The organism is Streptomyces lydicamycinicus (assembly GCF_000829715.2).
GTDB classification, from domain to species: Bacteria; Actinomycetota; Actinomycetes; order Streptomycetales; family Streptomycetaceae; genus Streptomyces; species Streptomyces lydicamycinicus.
The window spans coordinates 724,197-730,447 of sequence record NZ_BBNO01000002.1 but is presented as its reverse complement, the minus strand read 5'-3'; the positions used below and the strand labels follow the sequence as shown (position 1 = coordinate 730,447).

At 69.6% G+C, this 6,251-nt stretch carries 8 protein-coding genes; all 8 read left to right on the top strand.

Annotated features, from left to right (window positions below):
• Window position 1: 1 nt before the first annotated feature.
• The 8 genes from TU31_RS40560 to TU31_RS08640 all read left to right on the top strand — a co-directional run bounded on the left by TU31_RS40560 (window position 2) and on the right by TU31_RS08640 (window position 6,196).
• Window positions 2-166 (top strand): tectonin domain-containing protein, encoded by a 165-nt coding sequence (locus tag TU31_RS40560; protein WP_370682715.1) that lies wholly within the window; start codon window positions 2-4, stop codon window positions 164-166.
• Window positions 167-1,054: 888 nt separating this feature from the next.
• A complete protein-coding gene (locus tag TU31_RS08670; protein WP_042151401.1) occupies window positions 1,055-1,327 on the top strand; it encodes a hypothetical protein in 273 nt (90 codons plus the stop codon).
• Between the two features lie 110 nt (window positions 1,328-1,437).
• Window positions 1,438-1,710, top strand: coding sequence for a hypothetical protein (locus TU31_RS08665; RefSeq protein WP_042151397.1), 273 nt, complete (start codon window positions 1,438-1,440; stop codon window positions 1,708-1,710).
• Between the two features lie 105 nt (window positions 1,711-1,815).
• On the top strand, window positions 1,816-2,238 hold the full coding sequence (locus TU31_RS08660) for a YjbQ family protein (protein ID WP_042151394.1): 423 nt from the start codon (window positions 1,816-1,818) through the stop codon (window positions 2,236-2,238).
• 191 nt (window positions 2,239-2,429) lie between these two features.
• The gene (locus tag TU31_RS08655; protein ID WP_042151390.1) at window positions 2,430-3,020 is read left to right on the top strand and encodes a DUF5994 family protein; all 591 of its coding nucleotides are present in this window, start codon (window positions 2,430-2,432) and stop codon (window positions 3,018-3,020) included.
• A gap of 579 nt (window positions 3,021-3,599) precedes the next feature.
• A complete protein-coding gene (locus TU31_RS08650; protein WP_042151935.1) occupies window positions 3,600-4,841 on the top strand; it encodes a PP2C family protein-serine/threonine phosphatase in 1,242 nt (413 codons plus the stop codon).
• A 267-nt stretch (window positions 4,842-5,108) separates the two neighbouring features.
• Window positions 5,109-5,456: a PadR family transcriptional regulator gene (locus TU31_RS08645; protein WP_042151387.1), complete on the top strand. Its 348-nt coding sequence runs from the start codon at window positions 5,109-5,111 to the stop codon at window positions 5,454-5,456.
• Window positions 5,453-6,196 carry a hypothetical protein gene (locus tag TU31_RS08640; RefSeq protein ID WP_042151384.1) on the top strand — a complete coding sequence of 248 codons (744 nt, stop codon included), beginning with the start codon at window positions 5,453-5,455 and terminating at the stop codon, window positions 6,194-6,196. Before TU31_RS08645 ends, TU31_RS08640 begins: the two co-directional genes overlap by 4 nt.
• The last annotated feature ends 55 nt before the right edge of the window (window positions 6,197-6,251 follow it).

Sequence of the window (6,251 nt, the reverse complement as noted above, 5' to 3'; positions counted from 1 at the left end):
AATCAACTCCCTGGGCCAGATGTACCGGTACACCGGACACGACACCAACCCCTGGATCGGCATCCCCGGCAAAGCCGAGGACATCGGCGTAGCCGCCGACGGCACCGTCTGGCACGTCAACTCCGCCGGAGGGATCTACCGCTACACCGGAGACCAGCCGAGCTGACTCTTCACAAGGCCGGCGGAGGCTGGGGTGCCGGGTCGATGGGCGGCAATCAAGCTGATGGAGCGCCCCGGCCGTCCTTCGTCGAAGCAACAGGCGGACGGGGCTGGAGGGTTGAACGTTCACGCCTCTGCCCCTCCTCCCAGGAGTGCGCCCCTTCCGGCCGCTCGACCCGTCCAAGGTTCATCGACCACCTGGCCCTGAAGAGGCGTCAAGGCCCCTTCAGGGCCAGGGCTGTCACCAGCAGAAACGGCGGTTGCGCGAGCACGACGGTCGATGCGGACGTCGTCCCGGGCCGTGCCTGCGGAAGCTGATGAGCAGCAGCGAGCACGGACGCCGCTGGGAGCACGCCGCCGACATGCGCAACGCCCTGTCGGATTTGCGGGAGGGGCCTGGCCGACAGGGACGGCGGAAGAGCGCTGCCATCGCTCCGCCGTGCCGGCTCGCCACCGCCCTCACCGCCGGCACGGGCGGGGCCGGCCGGCGCTGCCGAGGTCAGCGACCTGATCATCGCCGAGCCCAAGGGAGCGCTCACGGCCCCCGGCATGGTCGGCCGTGCCGTCGGCGCGCGGTCCGACGCGGCGGTCGTCGTCAGCGTCGGCGGGGGTGCGCCTGAGCGGCGCACCGCCCGCCTCCGCGAACGCCTGGTCTCGTACGGGGTCGGTGGACCTCCGCCCGGAGTACGGTGAACACGTCAGGACATTCGAGCGTTGCCCCCTTGCCGGAGTCGAAAGTCCGGCGGTGGGGCAGGGCGGCTCATCTCCTCGCCCGTCGGCGATTCGCGACGGACAGCATGAGAAGAGCGGCAGAACGCCAGCCGTTCCATGACTGGCGGCGGTAGGTGTGAGCATGCGCCGATGGGCGCCTCGTACGCCTGACAGAGAGGCCGGCATGAGACCTGTAGAACCGATGCCCTCGGCAGGGATGGCCGAGGTCCGTATCGTCGCCGCATCCCCCGAGGCCGCGCGCCGGGTCGCAGAAGTGCTCCGGCACTGCTTCCCCGCCACCGAACAGCGCAGCTACCCCGCCGGCCACGACGGCGGGACCCGGCTCCACATCACGGTGGACACCACGCATACCCCCGAGCCCGACGCGACGGCCGCGCCATGGCTCGTGACCAGGGAGTCAGCCGCGCGTGACCGGCCGCATGCGGACGAGGTCTGAGGAAACCGGGCCTCAGACGCGCGTCTGCGCCAGGGGCGTCCCCTCGACCGGGCGCCCGCCACTTCTCCGCCGCGATGAGCGCGACACAGTTCTCCCCAGAGGTAGCAGTCATGGCATCACTGACCGAGCGGAAGGCGTACCGCGAGAAGATCATGCAGGCCCTGTACGAGGCCACTGAAGGCAACCGCCTCCTGGGTGTCACCGGAGCCAAGCTGGCGCAAGATCTCGCGATCCCGGCAGAGGATCTGGCTGCCGCCTGCACGTATCTGGTGGGCGAGGACCTGATCACGGTCGACTGGACCGCGGGCAATACGCCGGCCATGGTCACGCTGACGCACCAAGGCATCCGGCGCATGGAGGCCGAAGAAGAAGAGCACGATTGACGCCCTGCTCAGGCGGCGTCCGCACCTTTCGACCGCAGGCGGAGGCCGGAGGAACAACCCATCCGGCCGTTAGTGCAGTTCCTCCGGGATGGGTACCGGTGAACCATGGCTGGCACCTTCACCACCCGCACCCTCACCATGGCAACCGGCGCCACTGAGACCATGCACGACCTGACACACGCATGCTCCGCGTTCCTCCGGGAGGCCGCTCATGGACGAAACGGACTGCTGAACGTCTTCACCCCCCACCCGACGTCCGGCCTGGCCATCATCGAGACCGGCGCGGGCAGTGACGATGACCTGCTGGCGGCGCTTCGCGGCATTCTTCCGGCGGACGGCCGTTGGCAGGACCGTCACGGCAGTCCAGGCCACGGCGGCGGCCACGTGCTCCCGGCTCTGGTCCCGCCCCACGCCACGTTGCCCGTGGTCAATGGTGAGCTGGAGCTGGGGACCGCGCAGTCCGTTGTACTGGTGAACACCGGCCGGGACAGCCCCGAACGCCAGGTCCGGCTGTCCTTCCTCGGCTGACCGGATGCCCCCGCGTTCCTGCGGCCGGCAGCCCCCGTGGGCACACTCGCTCCGGATCGGCCCGGCGAGCCTTACCAGGAGTAAGCTGGGACTACCGAGGGCATTCCGTACACCAGCCTCCACGCTCGTGTCGTTTTCGGCGATTCACGACACCGGGCCGGTCGCGGTCGGCCCGGGGCAAGGTCCGCATCATGACCACGACCCTTCCGTATACGCCGGCGGTCGAAGACCGGACCTCTTCGCTGCCCCTGCGACTCATGCTGGCACCGGCCGGCTCCGCTCCAGCTCTGCTCGACGGTGCGTGGTGGCCCCGCTCCCGTGACCTCACGGCGGAACTTCCCGCACTGACGGCCGTCCTCGACCCGCTGTGGGGGCGGATCACTCACGTCACGGTGAACCCCACGTTCTGGCCGGTCATCCCACGGAAGGTGCCCGTCGACGGGCATGTGGTGGGTGTCGGCTGGTTCAAGGCCGAGCAAGACCCGCACAAGCTGCTGCTGCTCTCCTACAGCGTCGGCCGTTGGGACCTCCTGGTCATCCCCCCGGAGACCGGCCCGGCCACCGCCGCCCGGCTCATGACGGAGGCCGCCGATCCGCTGGGCACCCTCACCGCGAGTGCCCTGATGAACGAAGCGGAGCAACGCCGGATCGCGGAGGAGATGGAACTGTCCCTGGTCTCGGTCTGGGACTCCGAAGGCGGCCATGGCGCAAGGCTGCCGACCTCACGTTCCCCCGCCCGAGCCGTCATTGCTCAGGTATCAGATGCGACGAAAGGTATCTGAGCGTCGCGTCGGTCCTCGCGAGCGCGACGCCGGTCCCGCAGCCCGCTCCGGAGGAAAGCCCCAGGCCGACAGCCTGGGGCTGATCTCTTGTCCGGATCCTTCCACCGCACGCCGTTCAGCCAGGTGCCCTGAAGGAGCCTGACACGCCGCCGCTGGCTCAATGCGCCCTTCGGCCCGGTTGGCCGGGTCACGCTGTCCGAGTTGATCACGGTGGTTTCAGGAGCCCGTGTGCACCGTCGCATGAGAGTCGTCTGCCAGGGGGTCCTTGTGCGGCCGGGGGCCGCCGAGCAGGGCGTGAACGTGTGCTCCGGATCCTCACCGAGCGGGAGGAGCCGAGGGGCCGCAACGGACTCGAACACTCCGACCATGGTGTGCGGCAAGGCCACATTGCCTCCCGCCTGCGCTCAGTCATTCGCGGACCGGCTCGCCTTCCCCTCACCCTCATCCAGCCCCGCGCACCGTGCTGCCGGCGCCGAGCCACCGCAGTTGAACGCCAGGCCGCCCAACGGCTGACCCGTGGAAGACGGCGGGCCCGGCGGGTGACGTCGCAAGGAGGCTGCTTGGTGAAAGGGCATGGGTATGGCGACAGGTAAGCGGCCGGCGGACACGGGCGCGGTGGACCGGTCGGAAGGGTTCGGCGAGCGACTGCTGGGGGTGCTGCTGGATCGGGCGCACGAGATGCCGCCGCAGTTGGTCGCCCCCCTGATCGCGGAAGAGGTGGCGAGGGTCGGCGGCCGTCACGTCTCGATCCTCCTCCAGGACTATGCGCAGCTGCTGCTGGTGCCCCTGCCGGGCAGGCGGCTGACCGTCGGCCGGCCCGAGCTGATCGGTGACTCGCACGCAGGCTCGGCCTTCCTGTCGGGGGCCCCTGTCGAGGTACCGCAGGACGACGGCGTGCGGATGTATCTGCCGTTGCTGGACGGCAGCGACCAGGTGGGTGTGCTGGCCCTCACCCTGGACTCCGTCGATGACGACGACCGGCGCTTGTTGCGCAGACTCGCCGGCCTCGTCGCCGACATGCTGGTCACCAAGCACAGCTACACCGACCAGTTCTTCCTCGCCCGGCGCCGCGAACCGATGAGCTTGGCCGCGGAGATCCAGTGGTCCCTGCTACCGCCGCTGGCGATGTCCGTCCCGCAGGTCGCGGTGGCGGGAATCCTGGAGCCCGCCTACAACGTCGCCGGCGACAGCTTCGACTACGCCCTCAACGAGGACATCCTGCATGTGGCCATGGTCGATGCGATGGGCCACGGCCTGGATGCCGCCACCATGGCGACCGTCGCCATCGGCGCCTACCGGCACGCCAGACGCGCCGAAGTCGGCCTGTCCGAGATCTACGCGTTCATGGACCAGGCCATCTCCGATCAGTTCGGGCCCGACCACTTCGTCACCGCGCAGATGATGCGCCTCAACATCACAACGGGCCACCTGCAATGGGTCAACGCGGGCCACCCCGCACCGCTACTGATCCGCAACGGCCAGGTTGTCCAGCAGCTGGAGAGCCCGACCACCTTGCCGGTCGGCTTCGGTGGTGAAGAGCCCCGGATCAGTAAGCAGAAGCTCCAACGCGGCGACCGGGTGCTGTGCTTCACCGACGGCCTGATCGAGGAGCACGAAGCCGGCGAGGAGCAGTTCGGCGAGGAACAACTCATCCACTGGGTCAACCGCATCGAGCACACGGAGAAGGGAGTGCGGGCGGTGGTGCGCTCGCTCTCCCACACCCTGAAACAGGAGCGGGGCGGGAGCACCAGCGACGACGCGACCCTCTTCCTGATCGAGTGGCGCGGAGGCGCCGCCGACCACCTCGCCGTCCTGGACTGAGCCGACAGCCGCACCACCGGGTGTGCGCACCCGCCTCCCCGCGGTGCCGCGAACGTGCCCGCTCTCGACGACGCGGGGTCCAGGCGATGGGTCACCTCGGCGCACGGGAGCCCAGGGGCGACCACGGGCACCGTTGCCCCCCGGCCGTGGCGCCGGGCGGTCGAGGCGCCCGTACGGCCACCGCAGGGAGCTGCACTAGCTTGCACGGCACTACCTTGCACGGCACTAGCTTGCAGTGCACGACTCATGCTGTGTAAGGTACTGGCCATGGAGGAGACATCCACCCCGCGCGCCCAGTGGCTACGAGGGGTGCTGGATATGTGCCTGCTGGCCTTGATGGCGGAGGCCCCGGTCTACGGGTACGAGATGACCGTCCGGCTCGCGAAAGCGGGGCTCGACGTCGCGGACGGCTCGATCTACCCGGCGCTGGCGCGTCTGCGTAAACGCGAGCTGGTCGAGATCGAACGCCGCAGTGGGGGCGGCGGTCCCGCCCGCACCTACTACAGGCCCAGCGAAGCGGGCGTGCAGATGCTCCGGTCGTGGAGCCGCGACTGGAACGAATTCGCCACGAGCATCGGCTCCATCATCAGCCAGACCACGCGGGAGGAATCATGACGCTGACGGTCGAGGACGCGATACACCAGGCCATGGAGACGTGGCGCCGCCTCGGAATCGAACAGGACGCGACCGATGAGATGGCCGAAGAGCTGGCGGCGGACCTGACCGCCGCCGCCTTCGACGGCCGGTCGGTCACCGACTACATCGGCGGCGACGTCGACGCGCTGGCCGCCTCCTGGGCGGTCGAACGCGGTCTGCTGCCCACGCGCCCGAACCTCAAGGAGACCGCCACCGCGGCGGCCAGGGGCGCCGCCATACCTGCCGTTGCCGCCATCATCCTCTGGTGTGCGGGAACACCCGGTGGCCTGCTCGACCGCGACAGTGAAGCGATGACCACGCAGTTGCACGGACCGCCGGTGTGGGAGGTGCACCACTACCCCAATCCCGGCACTCCCTTGATGTGGGTGGGCTGGGCCGTGTGCCTGGTCGCCGCCTTCTTCCTCATCCGGCGCGCCGTGGCCGCGAGGCTCCAGCGCCGGCACGACCCCGCACGCGAAGAGACCACGCGGGCCCTGACCAAGGCCCTTCCGTTCATTCTCCTGGCAGCGGCCCTGCTGGGCACCGCGATCAACTTCCTCGGGGAGTACGCGTTCCCGTACTTCCAGGCCATCGTCACCATCCTGGTCGCGCCGGTCGCGATGATCGGCGCCGTCGCAGCGGCCGCCGCCTGGGTCCGCGACCGCGCCTGCCCGCCCCTGAACTCATCCCGGGTGAAGTACCGGCTGCCGGCCGCCTGACCGCCCCGCCGGCAAGAGCTCCTGTTCCCGTCGCCCGCTCCACGATCAAGGCCCA